14 protein-coding genes are annotated in these 18,838 nt (G+C 64.3%); 10 read left to right on the forward strand and 4 right to left on the reverse strand.

Features of this window, described 5'->3' with window-relative positions:
• Positions 1-229 precede the first annotated feature (229 nt).
• Both ACROSR_RS06640 and ACROSR_RS06645 read right to left on the reverse strand, forming a co-directional pair.
• Complete coding sequence (locus ACROSR_RS06640) at positions 230-1,627, reverse strand: putative bifunctional diguanylate cyclase/phosphodiesterase (protein ID WP_432683320.1); 1,398 nt, start codon at positions 1,625-1,627, stop codon at positions 230-232.
• 335 nt (positions 1,628-1,962) lie between these two features.
• A complete protein-coding gene (locus ACROSR_RS06645; RefSeq protein ID WP_432683574.1) occupies positions 1,963-2,559 on the reverse strand; it encodes a helix-turn-helix domain-containing protein in 597 nt (198 codons plus the stop codon).
• A 93-nt stretch (positions 2,560-2,652) separates the two neighbouring features.
• Between ACROSR_RS06645 and ACROSR_RS06650 the strand changes: the two genes are divergently transcribed.
• Positions 2,653-4,179 (forward strand): class I adenylate-forming enzyme family protein, encoded by a 1,527-nt coding sequence (locus tag ACROSR_RS06650; protein WP_432683322.1) that lies wholly within the window; start codon positions 2,653-2,655, stop codon positions 4,177-4,179.
• The gene (locus ACROSR_RS06655) at positions 4,166-4,804 is read left to right on the forward strand and encodes a DsbA family oxidoreductase (RefSeq protein ID WP_432683323.1); all 639 of its coding nucleotides are present in this window, start codon (positions 4,166-4,168) and stop codon (positions 4,802-4,804) included. Before ACROSR_RS06650 ends, ACROSR_RS06655 begins: the two co-directional genes overlap by 14 nt.
• 90 nt (positions 4,805-4,894) lie before the next feature.
• Here ACROSR_RS06655 and trpB read toward each other — a convergent pair whose 3' ends face one another.
• Entirely contained in the window at positions 4,895-6,115 is a 1,221-nt protein-coding gene (gene trpB, locus ACROSR_RS06660; RefSeq protein ID WP_432683325.1) for a tryptophan synthase subunit beta, read from the reverse strand.
• Between the two features lie 222 nt (positions 6,116-6,337).
• On the opposite strand from trpB, the gene dld reads away from it, so the two are divergent.
• The 4 genes from dld to lpdA all read left to right on the forward strand — a co-directional run bounded on the left by dld (position 6,338) and on the right by lpdA (position 13,976).
• Positions 6,338-8,056 carry a D-lactate dehydrogenase gene (dld, locus tag ACROSR_RS06665; RefSeq protein ID WP_432683326.1) on the forward strand — a complete coding sequence of 573 codons (1,719 nt, stop codon included), beginning with the start codon at positions 6,338-6,340 and terminating at the stop codon, positions 8,054-8,056.
• A gap of 208 nt (positions 8,057-8,264) precedes the next feature.
• Positions 8,265-10,916, forward strand: coding sequence for a pyruvate dehydrogenase (acetyl-transferring), homodimeric type (gene aceE, locus ACROSR_RS06670; protein WP_432683327.1), 2,652 nt, complete (start codon positions 8,265-8,267; stop codon positions 10,914-10,916).
• A gap of 24 nt (positions 10,917-10,940) precedes the next feature.
• Positions 10,941-12,215, forward strand: a complete 1,275-nt coding sequence (aceF, locus tag ACROSR_RS06675; protein WP_432683329.1) for a dihydrolipoyllysine-residue acetyltransferase — start codon at positions 10,941-10,943, stop codon at positions 12,213-12,215.
• Between the two features lie 12 nt (positions 12,216-12,227).
• Positions 12,228-13,976 carry a dihydrolipoyl dehydrogenase gene (gene lpdA, locus ACROSR_RS06680; protein WP_432683331.1) on the forward strand — a complete coding sequence of 583 codons (1,749 nt, stop codon included), beginning with the start codon at positions 12,228-12,230 and terminating at the stop codon, positions 13,974-13,976.
• Between the two features lie 68 nt (positions 13,977-14,044).
• Here lpdA and cysE read toward each other — a convergent pair whose 3' ends face one another.
• Positions 14,045-14,872 (reverse strand): serine O-acetyltransferase, encoded by an 828-nt coding sequence (gene cysE / locus ACROSR_RS06685; protein WP_432683333.1) that lies wholly within the window; start codon positions 14,870-14,872, stop codon positions 14,045-14,047.
• Positions 14,873-14,955: 83 nt separating this feature from the next.
• Here cysE and ACROSR_RS06690 point away from each other — a divergent pair, with 83 nt between their 5' ends.
• The 4 genes from ACROSR_RS06690 to ACROSR_RS06705 all read left to right on the forward strand — a co-directional run bounded on the left by ACROSR_RS06690 (position 14,956) and on the right by ACROSR_RS06705 (position 18,809).
• Positions 14,956-15,294: a TraR/DksA family transcriptional regulator gene (locus ACROSR_RS06690; protein WP_432683335.1), complete on the forward strand. Its 339-nt coding sequence runs from the start codon at positions 14,956-14,958 to the stop codon at positions 15,292-15,294.
• A gap of 25 nt (positions 15,295-15,319) precedes the next feature.
• Positions 15,320-16,030: a CbiX/SirB N-terminal domain-containing protein gene (locus ACROSR_RS06695; RefSeq protein ID WP_432683337.1), complete on the forward strand. Its 711-nt coding sequence runs from the start codon at positions 15,320-15,322 to the stop codon at positions 16,028-16,030.
• A gap of 154 nt (positions 16,031-16,184) precedes the next feature.
• Positions 16,185-17,186 carry a type I glyceraldehyde-3-phosphate dehydrogenase gene (gap, locus tag ACROSR_RS06700; protein WP_432683339.1) on the forward strand — a complete coding sequence of 334 codons (1,002 nt, stop codon included), beginning with the start codon at positions 16,185-16,187 and terminating at the stop codon, positions 17,184-17,186.
• 144 nt (positions 17,187-17,330) lie between these two features.
• Positions 17,331-18,809: a VPLPA-CTERM sorting domain-containing protein gene (locus tag ACROSR_RS06705; protein WP_432683341.1), complete on the forward strand. Its 1,479-nt coding sequence runs from the start codon at positions 17,331-17,333 to the stop codon at positions 18,807-18,809.
• Positions 18,810-18,838: the final 29 nt, after the last annotated feature.

Here is an 18,838-nt window from a genome sequence, read left to right on the forward strand (position 1 = left end):
CTATCAACACCATGATTTATATACGAAATACCAAGCTCAGGACAGCGAAATCAGCGGACTACTTGGGGAATGCGGGTGAGTACCTTTTCAGCTTTACCAAAGTATGTCACGGCCTTGGATGCGTTCTGCATGTGGTAAACATATTGATGGGCTGCCATGTCTGTGCCGCTCCGCTCCGGTGTGGATGATTGAGCGATCTGATAACGCCCCGCGATGGCAGGGGCAATGGTCAGCGCACAGCGTCGCGCAGGCGCGGCGCGGCCGCATATTGCGGCAGCCAGTCCAGCAGCGACGCCAGCGGCATGGGACGTGCAAGACCGAACCCCTGGATCACAGGACATCCGGCGCGCCGCAGCATGCGCAGTTGTCCCATCGTCTCGACCCCTTCAGCTACGACAACCATCTGCAACATGCGGCACAGCCGGATGATGCCACGCACCACAACGCGATTGCGCGGGTCGTGATCGAGCCGCGCGACCATCGAGCGGTCGAGCTTGATCTCATCCACGTCCATGCTTGCCATATGCGCGACGCCCGCATAGCCGGTGCCGAAATCATCGAGTGCGACGCGCACTCCGAGCCGTTTGAGACGCAGGATGGCGGTCTCCACATCCGGTCCGGACCCGTCAAGGATCGTCGTCTCCAGCAGTTCGACGCAGATCCGATCGGGCCGAAGCCCGCGCGCCTGCAACGCCCGGTCAAGCCGGTCGGGATAATCGGGATCCGCAAGACCCGCGGCCGAGACGTTGATCGACATGGTCAGATGGTCGAAGCCCGCCGCGTGCAGCGATTTCAGTGCGTCAAGGGCCTTTGTCATCGACAGGTGATCGATCTCGGCCACGAAGCCCTGCCGGCCCGCCGCCTCCATGAAGTCCGCGGGGCTTAGCACGCCCCGGCGCGGGTGTCGCCACCTTATCAGTGCCTCGCATCCGCAGATCCTGTCACCGGACAGGCTGAGTTGCGGCTGCAGATGCACCTCGAACTGATCCGCGCGCACCGCCTGTTCAAGGTCCTGCTCCAGTTGCTGCCGGATGCGTTGTGCGCGCCCCATATCGTCGGTGTAGTGCACGACACAGCCACGTCCGCGCGTCTTGGACACCTCCAGCGCGATTTCGCCACGTTGTATGAGATCCTCGCCCGTGTCGCCCGTCCCGTCCGCGAGGCAGACCCCGATGGATGCGCTGACCTGAACGGACTGCCCCTGCCACTGCAGCGGCCGGCACACGGCACGGCGCACGGTTTCGGCACGATTGCGAAGGGCCGGCCCGTCCGCGACGGTGCAGACGAGGTTGAACTCATCCTCGCCGGTGCGACAGACAAGATCGCCGTCACCGCATTGCGACCGCAACATCTGCGCCACATGACACAGGGCCGCATCACCTGCCCCATGGCCGAGCCGTGCGTTGATGTCCTTGAGATTGTCGATGTCGATCACCAGAACCCCGAGGGCACGGCGCGCGATGTCGCCGCGCACGGTTGGCGACCGCATGTGAACCGCCAGAGCCTGTCGGGTGGCAAGCTGCGTCAGATCGTCATGGTGCGCAGCGGGGCGCAGGCCGATCTGGTGAAAGAGCGCCTCCACTTCGGGTGTGTCTCGCGGTAGATTGTACTGCGCAATGTGTCCCATCTGCGATCCTGACTCGACTATGTGTTACGGGTACCGACGCTAAATCACTCAGGTTAAGGTTGTACATCTTCGCGCAGGACGTGTCAGAACATAATAGCTAAAATCCAGCCGACCGGCGCACGGTCCAACGCGGCCCCGCGACCGGACCAAGGCGACTGTCAGGCGATGGTGCGTGTCCGGCGGGCCCGGTGTCCACATCGGGTCCGCCGTCTGCGTCCATCGCGCATCGCCACCGCGCCTTGACCTGACAGGGCCGGGCAATGTCATATTTTTTTCAGTATGTTGACCGTCCGGTACAGGGCGGAACGTGGTGTCGCAACCGCGTAGGGCGGGGCCTATCTCATGGAGGTGATCCACAGGATCGTCGCATCCTCCGGGCTGATGGAAATCACGTTATGGCCCATGCGCGCATCATAGTAGGCACTGTCGCCGCGCCGCATCTCGCAGGGTTCGTAGAATTCAGTGTAAAGCCGGACGACCCCGGTCAGCACGTAGAGGAATTCCTCGCCGTCATGGCGCACCCAGCCGTCGAATTCGGCCATGTCGCGTGCCCGGACCCGCGTGCGGTAGGGCAGCATCCTTTTCCAAGTCAGGGGCTCGGCCAGCAGATCGTGCTCGTAGGTGGTCGTCGCCTTGGCCGTCCCGTCGCCCGATTTCGTCACCGCCATGCGCCCGTCGACCTGACCGTCCGACGGCGGTGTGAAAAGCTGTGGCACCGTGATCTCCAGCCCCGACGCCAGCTTCTTGAGCGCATCATAGGTCGGCGACATCTGACCGTTCTCGATCTTCGACAGGGTCGACCGCGCCAGCCCCGCCTGTCCGGCCGCCTGTGCGAGGGTCCAGCCGCGCGCCTTGCGCAGATCGCGCACCCGCGCACCGAGGTCGAGCGGTGCGGGTGTGGCCGTGTCTGCGGCGTCATGCGCAAGGCGCATCCATGGCGTCGAAGCGTCATCCATCATGTCCCAGTGCTATAGGCGGGCGCCCTCCTACTTGCAACTCGCGCGCCGCCCGCCTAATCCGAAGACATGCCTGCCATATTCGATCAGGGCGCTGCCGCCCCATGCCCCGCCCCCTTCAACCTCGCCGCCCATGTCATGGGGGGCGCCGACGCCGATCCCGACAAGATCGCGCTTGCCATCCTGCGCCTTTCCGGCGCCGAACGCTGGAGCTATGCGCGGCTGCGATCGGCAATTCTCGGCACCGGCACGGGGCTTTTGCGGGCGGGGCTGTCCCCCGGTGACCGGGTGCTGATGCGGCTTGGCAACACGGTGGACTTTCCGATCGCCTATCTCGGGGCCATCGCCGTGGGTCTGGTGCCGATCCCCACCTCCAGCCAGCTGACCGCGCACGAGGTCGCGAAGATCCTCGAGACGACAGGCCCCGCGCTGATCCTGCGGGACGGCGAGATCGCGTGCCCGGATACGGAGATCCCGGTGCTGGACGTGCCCGCATTGCAGGCGATGCGCGATCTGCCCGCGGCCGAGTGGCATATGGGGGACCCGGAAAGGCTGGCCTATATCATCTACACGTCGGGCACATCGGGCACCCCCCGCGCGGTGATGCACGCGCATCGCGCGATCTGGGCGCGGCGGATGATGCATCAAGGCTGGTACGGCCTGACACCCGAGGATCGGCTGTGCCATGCGGGGGCGTTCAACTGGACCTTCACGCTCGGCACCGGGTTGATGGACCCCTGGACGATGGGGGCGACCGCCCTGATCCCCGCGCCCGAGGTGACGCCCGATCGCATCCCGCTGCTGCTGAAACGCCATGATGCGACAATTTTTGCTGCAGCACCGGGCGTTTATCGCAAGATGCTCAAGCAGGACACGACGTTGGCTCTGCCACATCTGCGCCACGGTCTGGCCGCGGGTGAAAAGCTGTCCGACAGCCTGCGACACCACTGGCAAGAGGCCACCGGAACCCCGATCTACGAAGCCTACGGGATGTCGGAATGCTCGACCTTCATATCGGGCAGTCCCGATCACCCGGCCACCCCCGGCACCCTGGGCCGCCCGCAAGACGGGCGGCGCGTCGCGATCATGGGCGCAGACGGCCCGGTCGAGATCGGCGAAGAGGGGACGATCGCCGTCCACAAATCCGATCCGGGCCTGATGCTGGGCTATCTTGGTGCGCCCGAGGCGACAGCGGCGAAATTTTCGGGCGACTGGTTCATCACCGGCGATCAGGGGATGATGGACGCCGCCGGCGAGATCACCTACCTTGGGCGGGCGGATGACATGATGAACGCGGGCGGGTTTCGCGTGTCCCCGATCGAGGTCGAGAACGCCCTCACCCCGCATCCGGGCATCACCCAGGTCTTGGTTACCGATATCGAGGTGAAAGAGGACGTGCGCGTCATCATGGCCTTCTATACCGGCCCAGAAACACTCGATTCCGCAGACCTGGACGCATTCGCACGCGCCCGGCTTGCGGGTTACAAATCGCCACGCGGCTACATACATGTCTCGGCACTGCCGACCGGGGCCAATGGCAAACTCCTGCGCCGCGCATTGCGGCCGATCTACGAGGACCTTCATGGTCAAGCTTGACATCATCTCCGATCCGATCTGCCCGTGGTGCTACATCGGCAAGACGCTTCTGGATCAGGCGCTCGTCGCGCGCCCCGACCACCCGTTCGTGATCGAATGGCATCCGTTCCAGCTCAACCCCGAGATGCCCGAGGGCGGCATGGACCGGCGCACATATCTTGAAACGAAGTTCGGCGGACAACAGGCCGCGGCGCAGGCCTATGCACCGGTTCTGGAGCGCGCCGAGGCGGCGGGGCTGAGCATCGACTTCGCCGCGATCGAACGCACCCCGAATACTCTCGACGCGCACCGCGTCCTGCACTGGGCGGGAATCGAGAAATGTCAGGACCGCATGGCAATGGCGCTGTTCGCGGCCTATTTCGACGAGGGCCGCGATATCGGCGATCACGAGGTTCTGGCCGATGTGGCCGATACGCTCGGGATGGATGGCGCGGTGATCCGCCGCCTCTTGAAGTCCGACGCCGACCGCGACGATATCAAGACCCGCGATGCCCAGTTCCGCGAGATGGGGATAACCGGCGTGCCGACCTTCATCCTCGGATCCGAGCAGGCCGTGCCCGGCTGTCAGCGAGCCGAGCTGTGGTGTCAGGTGATCGACGATCTGGCCGCTGCGGCGGAGACCTGACCGCACCGCATCCGTGTCGCGTGTGCGGGCGCTCGGCCGACGCGACCGGCGCCCCGCCACCGCCCCGCTGATACCACGGGGCGGCGGCGCTCAGGCGATTTCCACGCCCAGATGCTTGGCGACGGCAAATATATCCTTGTCGCCACGTCCGCACATGTTCAGCACCAGCAGGTGATCGCGCGGGAGATCGGGCGCGATCTTCATCACATGGGCCAGCGCATGGCTCGGCTCGAGCGCGGGAATGATCCCTTCCTGCGCGCAGCAAAGCTGGAACGCCTCGAGCGCTTCGGCATCGGTGATGGACACATATTGCGCCCGGCCGATATCGTGCAGCCAGCTATGCTCCGGCCCGATGCCCGGATAATCCAGACCCGCCGAGATCGAATGTCCCTCTAGGATCTGCCCGTGGGCGTCCTGCAACAGGTAGGTGCGGTTGCCGTGCAGCACGCCCGGCCGTCCGCCATTGAGGGACGCGCAATGCTCCATCCGGTCATCGACACCGTGACCGCCGGCCTCGACGCCGATCAGGGCCACGTCCTTGTCGTCGAGGAACTGGTAGAACAGCCCCATCGCGTTCGAGCCACCGCCGATCGAGGCGATCAGGGTGTCGGGCAGACGTCCCTCGGCCATCTGCATTTGTTCGCGGGCTTCCTTGCCGATGATCGACTGGAAATCGCGCACCATGGCCGGATAGGGGTGCGGCCCGGCGACCGTACCGATGCAGTAAAAGGTGTCGCGCACATTGGTCACCCAGTCGCGCAGCGCGTCGTTCATCGCGTCCTTCAGCGTGCCGCGTCCCGACGTCACCGGCACCACCTCGGCGCCCAGCAGCTTCATCCGGAACACGTTGGGCGCCTGCCGTTCGGCATCATGCGCGCCCATGTAGACCACGCATTGCAGGCCGAACTTGGCACAGACCGTCGCGGTGGCGACACCGTGCTGGCCTGCACCGGTCTCGGCGATGATGCGCTTCTTGCCCATGCGGCGGGCAAGGATGATCTGGCCCAGCACGTTGTTGATCTTGTGCGCGCCGGTGTGGTTCAACTCGTCACGCTTGAGGTAGATCTTCGCGCCGCCAAGATGCTCGGTCAACCGCTCGGCATGATATAGCGGCGAGGGCCGACCGACGTAATGCGTCCAGAGGTGGTGCATCTCGTCCCAGAAGCTCGGGTCGGTCTTGGCATGCTCGTAGCACTCTTCAAGCTCCAGGATGAGCGGCATCAGGGTCTCTGACACGAAGCGCCCGCCAAAATCGCCGAACCGGCCCTTTTCATCGGGGCCGGTCATGAAGCTGTTGAAGAGTTCATTCATTGCATGCGTGCCTTTGTGCTTCGGGTGTTGGCCAAGACATATGGGACGCACACGGCATTTTCCAGTGCAAAGCGCGCCATCCCTCATCCGACAAAGCCGGTGCCGGCGACGGTTTGGGGGGCGGGGACGTGTTTTTTCCCGGTCCCCTTGCACAGATGCTGTTTTTGCCGGAACGTGCTTTAAGGCTACCCTCTTTCTGGTGATCGAAAGACGGAGGCGCATATGGCATCAATGAGGTCCGACAGCATGGACACGAACCCCGGCAGCGAACCCTTGATCGAAGAGTTGCGCCGCATCGTCGGGCGGCGGCATTGCCTGACCGGCGACCGGCGCACCGAACGCTTCCGCAAGGGCTGGCGCTCGGGCGAGGGTGACGCGCTGTGCGTGGTGCAGCCCGGTTCGCTGCTGGAACAGTGGCAGGTATTGCAGGCCTGCGTCGCCGCCGACAAGATCGTGATCCTGCAGGCCGCCAATACCGGCCTGACCGAGGGTTCGACGCCCAAGGGGCAATACGACCGCGACGTGGTACTCATCAATACGCGCCGGATGGACGCGCTGCAAAAGCTGGGCAATGGCGAGCAGGTGCTGGCATTTCCCGGCTCTACACTCTTCGCGCTCGAAAAGATGCTCGCGCCGCTGGGGCGTCAGCCACATTCGGTGATCGGCTCGTCCTGCATCGGGGCGTCGGTCATGGGCGGGGTGTGCAACAACTCGGGCGGCTCGCTTATCGAGCGGGGGCCGTCCTACACCGAGCTGTCGCTGTACGCGCGGATCACCGAGGCGGGCGAGCTCGAGCTGGTCAACCATCTTGGGCTGAACCTCGGGGACACGCCGGAGGACATCCTGACTCGGCTGGAGGCCGGGCATTTCGACGCCTCCGATATCGAGCCCACCAACAAGAAGGCCTCGGACACGGACTACATCACCCGCGTGCGCGATGTGGACGCCGACACGCCTGCCCGGTTCAACGCCGACAAGCGGCGGCTCTACGAGGCAGCAGGGTGCGCGGGCAAGCTGGCGGTCTTTGCCGTGCGGCTCGACACCTACCCGATCCCGGATGCCGAGACGACCTTCTACATCGGCACCAACGATCCGAGCGAGCTGACGGCGCTGCGCCGCCACATCCTGCGCGACTTCGATCATGTGCCGGTCTCGGGCGAATACATGCAGCGCGCCTGCTTCGACGTGTCGGACCGCTACGGCAAGGACACGGTGCGCATGATCGACTGGCTGGGCACCGACAAGCTGCCGATGTTTTTCGCGCTCAAGGGCACGTTCGATGCGTGGTTCAACAAGCTGGCGCTGACACGCGGGCTGACGGACCAGGTGATGCAGCTTTTTGCCCGTCTCACCCCCGATCACCTGCCGCGCCGGATGCGGCAATGGCGCGATGACTACGAGCATCACCTGATCCTGAAAATGCGCGACGGCGGCATAAACGAGGCGCGGGCATTCCTGACCGACTTCTTCGGGACGCGCGTCGGCGATTTCTTCGAGTGCGACGCGCGCGAGGCCAAGCTCGCCGGTCTGCACCGCTTTGCCGCCGCCGGCGCCGCGATCCGCTATCAGAACATCCACCGGGCCGAGGTCGCGGATATCCTGGCCCTCGACATCGCGCTGCGGCGCAACGACGAGGATTGGCTGGAAAAGCTACCGCCCGAGATCGACGACAAGCTGGTGCACAAGCTGTATTACGGGCATTTCTTCTGCCATGTGCTGCATCAGGATTATGTCGTGAAGAAGGGCACCGACCCGCAGGCGCTAAAGGACAGGATGCTCGCGCTGCTCGACGAGCGTGGCGCGGAATACCCCGCCGAGCACAATGTCGGCCATCTCTACGCCGCCAAGCCCTATCTCGCGGCGCATTACCGGGCTTGCGACCCCACCAACAGCCTCAACCCCGGCATCGGCAAGATGTCGCGGCGCAAGCATTACGGATAGGCGGGCGCCATGGGTCCAGCGAGGAGGGAAACTAGTTCAACGCTAAACTTTCTTTTGCACCGCTATGCGTGCGACACATGCAAGTCATGCCGCAAATGGGGTAACACAACGTCATACGGTCGGTTAGGACCGGCTGCGACGAGGTGATGGTTCAATATTAAACAAATCCGGTACGCTCGCGTGCCGCATCAGAGGAGAAGGGGGAGAGATGACACAGATCCCAGACATAGATCCGGTCGAGTCGCGGGAATGGCAGGACGCCATCGAGGACGTGATCGAACGCGACGGCGCCAACCGCGCGCATCACCTGCTGGACAAGGCCGTGCAGGCCGCCCGCGCCGCCGGGGCCAACCTGCCGTTTTCGGCCACCACCCCCTATCAGAACACCATCCCCGCCGACGATCAGGATTCGTTTCCCGGCGATATCGAGATGGAGTGGCGCATCCGCACCATCAATCGCTGGAACGCCATGGCCACCGTCGTTCGCCGTAACAAGGAAAGCAGCGAATATGGCGGGCATATCGCGTCCTTCGCGTCCTCGGCGGTGATGTACGATATCGGGCTCAATCATTTCTGGCGCGCGAAATCGGCGATCCATGGCGGCGATCTGGTGTTCTTCCAAGGCCACGTGATCCCCGGCATCTACGCGCGGTCCTTTATGGAAGGCCGCATCAGCGAAGAGCAGCTTGAAAACTTCCGCTCCGAGGTGGATGGCAAGGGCCTGTCCTCGTACCCGCACCCGTGGCTAATGCCCGATTACTGGCAGTTTCCGACCGTCTCGATGGGGCTGGGGCCATTGATGGCGATCTACCAGGCGCGGTTCATGAAATACATGCACAACCGCGGCCATATCGACATGGCCGATCGCAAGGTGTGGTGTTTCCTCGGCGACGGCGAGATGGACGAGCCCGAAAGCCGCGGCGCGATCGACCTCGCCGCGCGCGAGGGGCTCGACAACCTGATCTTCGTCATCAACTGCAACCTGCAGCGCCTCGACGGGCCGGTGCGCGGCAACGGCAAGATTGTGCAGGAGCTCGAGGGCGATTTCCGCGGTGCCGGCTGGGAAGTCATCAAGCTTCTCTGGGGCAAGGGCTGGGACGAATTGCTGGAGCGTGACACCTCCGGCCGCCTGCGCCAGCTGATGGACGAGACCGTCGATGGCGACTACCAGACGTTCAAGTCGCGCGACGGCGCCTATATCCGCGAGCATTTCTTCGGCAAGTACCCCGAAACCGCCGCACTGGTCGAGGACTGGACCGACGACCAGATCTGGGCGCTGCGGCGTGGCGGGCATGACCCGCAAAAGGTCTACACCGCCTTCAAGCGCGCCGCCGACACCAAGGATCAGCCCACCTGCCTGCTGATCAAGACGGTCAAGGGCTACGGCATGGGCACCGCCGGCGAAGGCCAGAACACCACCCACCAGCAAAAGAAACTGGCCGAGGATCAGCTGCGCGCGTTCCGCGACCGCTTCAAGATCCCGGTCAGCGACGAGGATCTGCCAAAAGCGCCGTTCGTCACGCTCAACAACGCGCAAAAGGCGTATCTGGCGGATCGGCGCAAGGCGCTTGGCGGTGAGTTCCCGAAACGAACGACCGATGCGCCCAAACTGACGCTCCCGTCGCTTGACGCCTTCAAGCGCCAGTTGCAAAGTTCGGGCGAGCGCGAGATTTCCACCACGATGGCCTTCGTGCAGATCCTGACCACTTTGTTGCGCGACAAGAATATCGGCCAGAACGTGGTGCCCATCGTGCCCGACGAGAGCCGCACCTTCGGGATGGAGGGGTTGTTCCGGTCGGTCGGGATCTACAACCCCATGGGCCAGAACTACGTCCCCGAGGACCGCGAGCAGATGTCCTACTACAAGGAATCCAAGACCGGGCAAGTGCTGCAGGAGGGCATAAACGAGGCCGGCAGCATGGCCGACTGGATCGCCGCCGCGACGGCCTATTCCAACCACGGCGTGTCGATGATCCCGTTCTACATCTACTACTCGATGTTCGGCTTCCAGCGGATCGGCGACCTCGCCTGGGCCGCCGGCGACAGCCGCGCGCGCGGCTTCATGCTGGGCGGTACGGCGGGGCGCACCACGCTCAACGGCGAGGGCCTCCAGCACGAGGACGGGCACAGCCATGTGCTGTCCAGCACCATCCCCAACTGCATCAGCTACGACCCGACCTTCCAGTTCGAGGTGGCGGTGATCGTGCAGAATGGCCTAAAGCGGATGTTCCAGGACGAGGAGGACGTCTATTTCTACATCACGCTGATGAACGAGAACTACGCCCACCCCGAGATGCCGATGGGCGTCGAAGAAGACATCGTGCGCGGCCTCTACCGTCTGGAAAAGACGTCCAGACCGGGCAAGAAGCACGTCAACCTGCTGGGGTCGGGGACGATCCTCATGCAGGCGATCAAGGCGGCGCGGATGCTCAAGGAGGATTTCGGGGTCACCGCCGATATCTGGTCGGTTCCCTCGTTCACCGAGCTTGGCCGCGATTACGAGCATGTCGAACGCTGGAACCGCATGAACCCGCTGGAAGAGCCGCGCGAACCCTTCGTGACGAAACAGCTCAAATCCGCCAAGGGCCCGTTCATCGCCGCCACGGATTACATGAAATCCTTCGCCGACCAGATCCGCGCGGGCGTGCCGGGGCGCTACACGGTGCTGGGGACCGACGGGTTCGGCCGGTCCGACAGCCGGGTGAACCTGCGTCGTTTCTTCGAGGTGGACGCCAACCACATCGCCGCGGCCGCGATGACCGATCTTTACCGGGAGGGGGCGATCACCAAGGCGGATCTGAAAAAGGCGCTGAAAACCTACGAAATCGACGGCGAGAAGCCGAATCCGCGTCTGGTCTGACGCGAGCAGGAGGAGAATGACAAGATGACACGTGACGTGAATGTTCCCGACATCGGCGATTTCGACGATGTGCCCGTGGTCTCGATCCTGGTCAGCGTCGGGGATACCATCGCCGAAGAGGACCCGTTGATCGAACTGGAATCCGACAAGGCGACAATGGAGGTGCCCAGCCCCGCCGCCGGCACCGTCAAGGAAATCAAGCTGAACGAAGGCGACAAGGTATCCCAGGGATCGCTGATCCTCACCCTGGAGGATGAGGACAGCGGCGGTGGCGACCCAGCCCCCGAAAAGGACGCGGCCCCGTCCGAGGCCGAAGCGCCCGAGGAGGCTGCCGCGCCTGCGGCCGCACCCGCAGCCCCCGCCCCGGCGGTGACCGATGCGGGTTTCGGCAAGGCGCATGCCAGCCCGTCGGTGCGCGCCTTCGCGCGGCAGCTCGGGATCGATCTGGCCAGCGTCAACGGATCGGGCCGCAAGGGCCGTATCCTGCGCGAGGATGTGACCAAGCACCTCAAGGCCACCTCGGCGCCGGCCGGCTCCGGGGCTCCGGCGGCGGGCGGCGGCATGGGCATTCCGCCGATCCCGCCGGTCGATTTCTCGAAATTCGGCCCGGTCGAGGATGTCGAGATGACGCGCATCCAGAAGCTGTCGGGGCCGGCGCTCCACCGCTCCTGGCTCAACATCCCGCACGTCACCCATAACGATGAGGCCGACATCACCGATCTGGATGCCTACCGCAAGGAGATGGACACCCAGGCCAAGGAGGAAGGCTACCGCGTCACCCTGCTGTCGTTCGTCATCAAGGCGAGCGTTTCGGCGCTCAAGACGCACTGGCAGTTCAACGCCTCGATCCACCCCGACGGCGACAAGCTCATCCGCAAGCACTTCTACAATATCGGCTTTGCCGCCGACACGCCCAACGGGCTGATGGTGCCGGTGATCAAGGACGCCGACCGCAAGGGTCTGGTGGAGATCTCGAAGGAGCTGATGACCCTGTCGAAGGCCGCCCGCGATGGCGAGCTGAAATCGAAGGACATGCAGGGCGCCACCTTCACCATCTCGTCGCTCGGCGGCATCGGGGGGACGTCCTTCACGCCCATCGTCAACGCGCCCGAGGTGGCCATCCTCGGCCTGACGCGCTCCAAGATGGCACCCGTCTGGAACGGCAGCGAATTCGTGCCGCGCCTGATGCAACCGCTCTCGCTCAGCTACGACCACCGCGCGGTGGACGGGGCGCTTGCCGCACGCTTCTGCGTGACGCTCAAGACGCTGCTCGGCGACATGCGCAAACTGATGTGGTAAGGAGAAAACCCCATGGACATCAAGGTTCCCGATATCGGTGATTTCTCCGATGTGCCGGTCGTCAGCATCCTCGTGAGCGTGGGCGACACCATCGCCGAGGAAGACCCGCTGATCGAGCTCGAGAGCGACAAGGCGACGATGGAGGTCCCCTCCCCCGCCGCCGGCAAGGTCACCGAAATCAAGGTTGCAGAAGGAGACAAGGTCTCCGAGGGCAGCGTGATCATGGTGGTCGAGAGCGCGGACGCGGCCGAGGAAGCGCCCAAGTCCGACGCCCCGAAATCCGAGGCCCCCAAAAAGGCCGAGGCCCCGCAGGCCGCCACCGGCACTGCGACGGGTAAGGGTGACAAGCACGCCGATCTGGTCGTGCTCGGCTCCGGTCCGGGCGGCTATTCCGCGGCGTTCCGCGCGGCCGATCTGGGCAAGAAGGTGATCCTGATCGAGCGCTACCCCACCCTTGGCGGCGTCTGCCTGAACGTGGGCTGCATCCCGTCAAAGGCGCTTCTGCACGTCGCCAAGGTGATCACCGAGGCCGAGGAGATGGCGCATCACGGCGTCAGCTTCGGCAAGCCCAAGATCGACCTCGACGCGCTGCGCAAGTTCAAGAGCGATACCATCGGCCAACTGACCGGCGGGCTCACCGGGCTCGCCAAGGCGCGCAAGGTCGAGGTCGTGCAGGGCTATGGCAAGTTTACCGGCCCCAACATGCTGGAGGTGGAGCATGAGGGCAAAAAGGTGAGCGTGTCCTTCGACAACTGCATCATCGGCGCGGGGTCCGAGGTGGTGAAGCTGCCCTTCGTGCCGCATGACGACCCGCGCGTGATCGATTCGACCGGCGCACTGGAACTGGAGGACATCCCCAAGCGGATGCTGGTGCTGGGTGGCGGGATCATCGGTCTGGAAATGGCCTGTGTCTATGACGCGCTTGGGTCGAAAATCACCGTGGTCGAACTGATGGACCAGCTGATGCCGGGGGCCGACAAGGATCTCGTCAAGCCGTTCCACAAGCGCATCGAGGGTCGCTACGAGTCGATCAGGCTCAAGACCAAGGTGACCAATGTCGAGGCGCTCAAGAAAGGCCTCAAGGTCACCTTCGAGGACGACAAGGGCGAGTCGAGCACCGACACCTTCGACAGGATCCTCGTCTCGGTCGGGCGCAAGCCCAACGGCAAGACGATCGACGCCGAAAAGGCCGGCGTCGCGGTGGACGAGCGCGGCTTCATCGCCGTCGACGGCCAGCAGCGCACCAATGTCGGCCACATCTTCGCCATCGGCGACATCGTCGGCCAGCCCATGCTGGCGCACAAATCCGTGCACGAGGGCAAGGTCGCCGCCGAGGTCGTCGCGGGTCACAACCGGCATTTCGACGCGCGGCTGATCCCGTCGGTCGCCTATACCGACCCTGAGGTCGCGTGGTGTGGCCTGACCGAGACCGAGGCGAAGGCCAAGGGCATCAAGTACGAGAAGGGCGTGTTCCCCTGGGCCGCCTCCGGCCGGGCGCTGTCCAACGCCCGCAGCGAGGGCATGACCAAGCTGCTGTTCGATCCCGAGGACGAGCGCGTGATCGGCGGTGGGATCGTCGGCACGAACGCGGGCGATCTCATCTCCGAGGTCGCGCTGGCGATCGAGATGGGCGCGGACGCGACCGACCTCGGCCAGACCATCCACCCCCACCCGACCCTGTCGGAGACCGTGAACTTCGCCGCGGAGATGTTCGAAGGGACGATCACCGACCTGATGCCGCCCAAGAAGAAAAAGGCGTAACAGCGCGCAAAAAAACGGAAAAGGGGGCACGCGGCCCCCTTTTCAATGCAACGGCGGGGCTGCGTGCGTCAGCCGCTTTCGGTTTCCGTACCGCGCACACCCAGAAGCTGGTCCATGCTGACCGAGGGCTGATCGCAGCCGGCCTCGCCCACGATTTTCGCGGGCACTCCGGCGACGGTCTTCATCGGCGGCACGTCTTGCAGCACGACAGACCCCGCGGCGATGCGCGAACATTGCCCGACCTTGATATTGCCCAGAACCTTGGCCCCGGCCCCGATCAGCACGCCATTGGCGATCTTGGGGTGCCGGTCCTCTTCCTCCTTGCCGGTGCCCCCCAATGTCACCGAGTGCAGCATCGACACGTTGTCACCCACCACGGCCGTCTCGCCGATGACTATGGAATGCGCATGGTCAATCATGATGCCCTTGCCGATCCGTGCCGCGGGATGGATATCGACGCCGAACACCTCCGACACGCGCATCTGGAAGAACCGCGCCAGGTCGAACCGGCCCGCGTCCCACAGCCAATGCGCAATGCGATACGCCTGGATGGCCTGGAACCCCTTGAAGAACAGCAACGGCATCAGAAAGCGATCACAGGACGGGTCGCGGTCATTGACCGCCACGATGTCGGCGCGCGCCGCCAGCCCGATGCTGTCATCGGCGTCCAGCGCCATGTCGCAGATCTCGCGCAGGATCTGCTCGGGCATCTCGTTCGAGGTCAGTTTGAGGGAAATGCGATAGGCCAGCGCCGATTCGAACGTGCCGTGATGCAGAACGCTGGAATGGATAAGACCGCCCAGAAGAGGCTCGTCAGAGATCGCCGCCTCGGCTTCGCGGGCAATCCGGCCCCAGACGGGGTCGAGTTCAGCCAGTTTTGATTTTGTGTGCGCCACGGGCACGCCCTCCTATGGATCAATATAAATATAGCAGATAGTCGGAGCAGGTGAAATGCAATGGACACTGCAGGGGATCACCAATGGATGAAAATCGTCTGGCCGCATATCGGCACAAGGTGAACGCCCTGCTGTCGGAACTGAACACCGAAGATACGCGTGGACAGTCCGGGCAGGCGACGGTCGAGCTTGACCAGCAGGCGGTCGGCCGGCTGAGCCGCATGGATGCGCTGCAGAATCAGGCCATGGCCAAGGCCGGCCATGCCCGCCGCCAGGCTCAGCGCACTCGGCTCGAGGCCGCGCTGCGCCGCATGGACGAGGGTGAGTTCGGGTATTGCGAGGATTGTGGCGACGAGATCGGCAAAGGCCGTCTGGACCTTGACCCCGCGGCGATGCGCTGCATCTCCTGCGCGACAGGGTGACCCCTAACCGATCCAGGAGACACGTATGCCCGCCCTCTCTGTCATCATCGTGAGCCACGGACAGCCCTCCGACCCGGATCCCGCACAGGCCGATCTGGAGGGATTCACGGCCCGCGTGGCCGCCGCCCTGCCCGGCTGGCATGTCGAGGCCGCTACACTGGCCAAGGATGGCGCGCTGGACCGCGCGCTTGACACGGCGGGAGCCCAACCATTGATCTACCCGCTTTTCATGACCGAGGGCTGGTTCACCGGCGACAACCTGCGCAAACGCCTGCACGCCGCCCCCGAGGCGCGGATCCTGCGACCTCTCGGGGTGTCGCCCGCCCTGCCCGATCTGGCGGCGGATCTGCTACGCGGCGTGCTCGCGACGCACGGTTGGAACGCGTGCGACACCCGGCTTTTCATTCCCGGCCACGGATCCGGGCGCAGCCCGAATTCGGCGCGCGACACGCGTGCTTTCTCCGATGCCCTGGCAGAGCGTATCACCTTTGCCGAAAACCGCGTCGCGTTCATCGAGCAAGCGCCCTATCTCGCGGATCAGGCGGTCGGGCTCGGGCCGCGGGCGATCTGCCTGCCGTTCTTCGCGATGAGGCTCGGCCACGTGATCGACGACATCCCCGAGGCGCTGGATACGGCAGACTTCGCGGGTGTGCGGCTGGATCCCATCGGCTGCGCGCCGGGGGTGCCGCAACTTGTTGCCGACGCGTTGACGCACGAGGCTGCACTCTCGGGGTGATCACGCGGGCCGGCAGACAGGTGATGCCGGCCCACGTTTGCGATAACCGTTATCGCTATCATTCTGAAATCCCGCCGAAAATACGAGTTTTGCGTCTTTCGACAGGCGCCGCTTGGGTCTATACCCCCGGCAAACCAGTCAGCAGGAGCAGCCCATGACCATCACCGTCGGGATCAACGGGTTCGGCCGCATCGGTCGCGCCACCCTTGCGCATATTTCCGAAAGCCTGCGCAACGACATCGAGGTCGTGAAGGTCAACGCCACGGGCCCGATCGAGACGGCGGCCCACCTGATGCGCTATGACAGCGTGCATGGCCGGTTCCCTCACCCTGTCACGGTCGATGGCAACAGCATGGATCTGGGTCGCGGCCCTATCGAGATGTTCTCGACCTATGACATGACCGCGCTCGACTGGGACGGGGTCGATGTGGTGATGGAATGCACGGGCAAGTTCAACGACGGGCTGACCGCCAAGACGCATCTGGAGCGCGGCGCGGGAAAGGTGCTGCTGTCGGCGCCGGGCAAGAACGTGGACCGCATGGTGATCTACGGCGTCAACCATGACAGCCTTCAGGCGGGCGAGCGGATGATCTCGAACGGGTCCTGCACCACCAACTGTCTTGCCCCGCTGGCCAAGGTCCTGAACGACGCCATCGGGATCGAGTCGGGGCTGATGACTACCATCCACGCCTATACCGGCGATCAGCCGACGCATGACCGCCGCCACAATGACCTGTACCGCGCACGGGCCGCGGCGATGTCGATGATTCCCACCTCGACCGGGGCCGCGCGCGCGCTTGGCGAGGTCCTGCCGGAATTGTCGGGACGCCTCGACGGTACGGCGATCCGGGTCCCCACGCCCAATGTCTCGGCGGTGGACCTGACCTTCGTCGCACAGAAGGACGTGACCCGCGACGACGTGAACGAGGTGATGGCCACCGCAGCCGCCGGGCCGATGAAAGGCATCCTTGGCTACGACCCGGAACCCAAGGTCAGCGTCGATTTCAACCATACCGAGGAAAGCTCGATCTTTGCGCCAGACCAGACCAAGGTGATCGGCAAGCGCCTTGTGCGGGTGCTGGCATGGTACGACAACGAATGGGGATTTTCCTGCCGCATGGCGGATGTCGCCGTCGCCATGGCGCGCCTGAACTGAGGGGGCATGTAGGCCCCACACGACACCCGTGATCGCGGGTGTCGTAACACAAGCTTCATAGCGGTCTTACAATACTGTCATCAGAGTTAACCATCCCATGGGCGGGGCTTCGTGTCCTTATCACGCCAATGGGAGATTTGTTCGATGTCACATTATACCAAGACCACCGCGATGGCGGTTTCGCTGACCGCGCTCTACGCCTTTGCCACCCCGGCCACTGCCCTCTGCACTGCGGGCGGGGACACTGCCAATCCGACACTGATCTGCACCGGCACCGACAGCGCGATCAATGACGGGCAGGACAATCTGGCGGTCACCGTCGAAAGTGGCGCGGCGATAAGCGACACAGGCGATACCGTGACCCTGACGGGACCCGACCAGACACTCGACAATCTGGGCCTGATCGACAGCGAGACCGGGAACGGTATCCTAGGCACCGGCGCGAACCTGACCGTGACCAATAACGGCACGATAGAGGCTGGCGACCGCGCGATCCGGCTGCAGGAGGGGGCGGACGGGTTCACGCTGTTCAACGGCACCGGGGGCGAAATCCGATCAACCAACCAGGCGGTGCGGCTGGACAATAGTGACGCGCTGAAGAACGCGACGATCACCAATGACGGCCTGATCGAAAGCACCGACGGGCGCGCGATCCAGAGCCGCGGACCGGGCACCACGATCACCAATTCCGGTACGCTGAGCGGCGGCGAGGAGGTGGTCGAGGCACGCGAGGCTTTCACCCTGACAAACACCGGCACCATCGCCATTCGCGGGTTGTCCTGGGATGCGGACACGCAATCCTGGACCAATGACGCGGCGCCCGATGACGAGGATGGCGTGCAATTCGCCAGCGGCACGCTGGAGAACTCCGGCGTGATCCTTGGCACCGATGACGGCGTCGACCTCGACGAAGGCAGAATAATCAACACGGGTGTGATCGTCTCGACCGGATCCGCAAGCGACCCCGACATCGGCGGCAGCGGCATCGACGTGGACGCGCTTTTCGAGCCGACAGTGGGCCCCGACAGACAGGCTGGTGCGCTGACCATCGAGAACGCGGGCTATATCGAGGGCATCAACGCCATCGGCACCGACCCCGGCAGCGACGCGGATCCCTCCAGCACGTCCAAGCTTACGATCCTGAACAGCGGCACGCTTGTGGGTCGTTCGGGCACTGCGATCCAGATGGTCCCGACGCAGGGCGACAGCAGCCTGACGCTGAGCGGCGACAGCGAAATCTTCGGTGACGTGATCTTTGGCGGCGGCAATGATCTGCTGAGCGTCGGGGACGTGTCCTCGGGCAAGCTGATCAACAGCGTTTTCGATGGCGGCGCGGGCGAGAACACCGTGGCCTTCACCGAGCTTGCCTTGGGCGATGTCACGTCCGCCCGGTTCGGCGCGGATCAGATTTCGCTCAGCCTTGCCACGGATGACGGCACGATCTCGGGCGATTTCCGCAATTTCGGCTTCTGGCAATTCGGCAGCGATGAGGCCGTGACGACCTCGGCGTTCCGCGATGCACTGCCGCAAGCGGTCGTCGTGCCAGTACCTGCGGGACTGCCCTTGCTGATCACCGCGCTTGGTGGGCTGGCCTGGCTGCGCCGCCGCGTCGCGCGGGGCTGAGACGGCGGCTGACCCTTGCAGTCTTGTGA

Source organism: Roseovarius tibetensis, assembly GCF_050896375.1.
In the GTDB taxonomy this organism is placed as follows: domain Bacteria; phylum Pseudomonadota; class Alphaproteobacteria; order Rhodobacterales; family Rhodobacteraceae; genus Roseovarius; species Roseovarius tibetensis.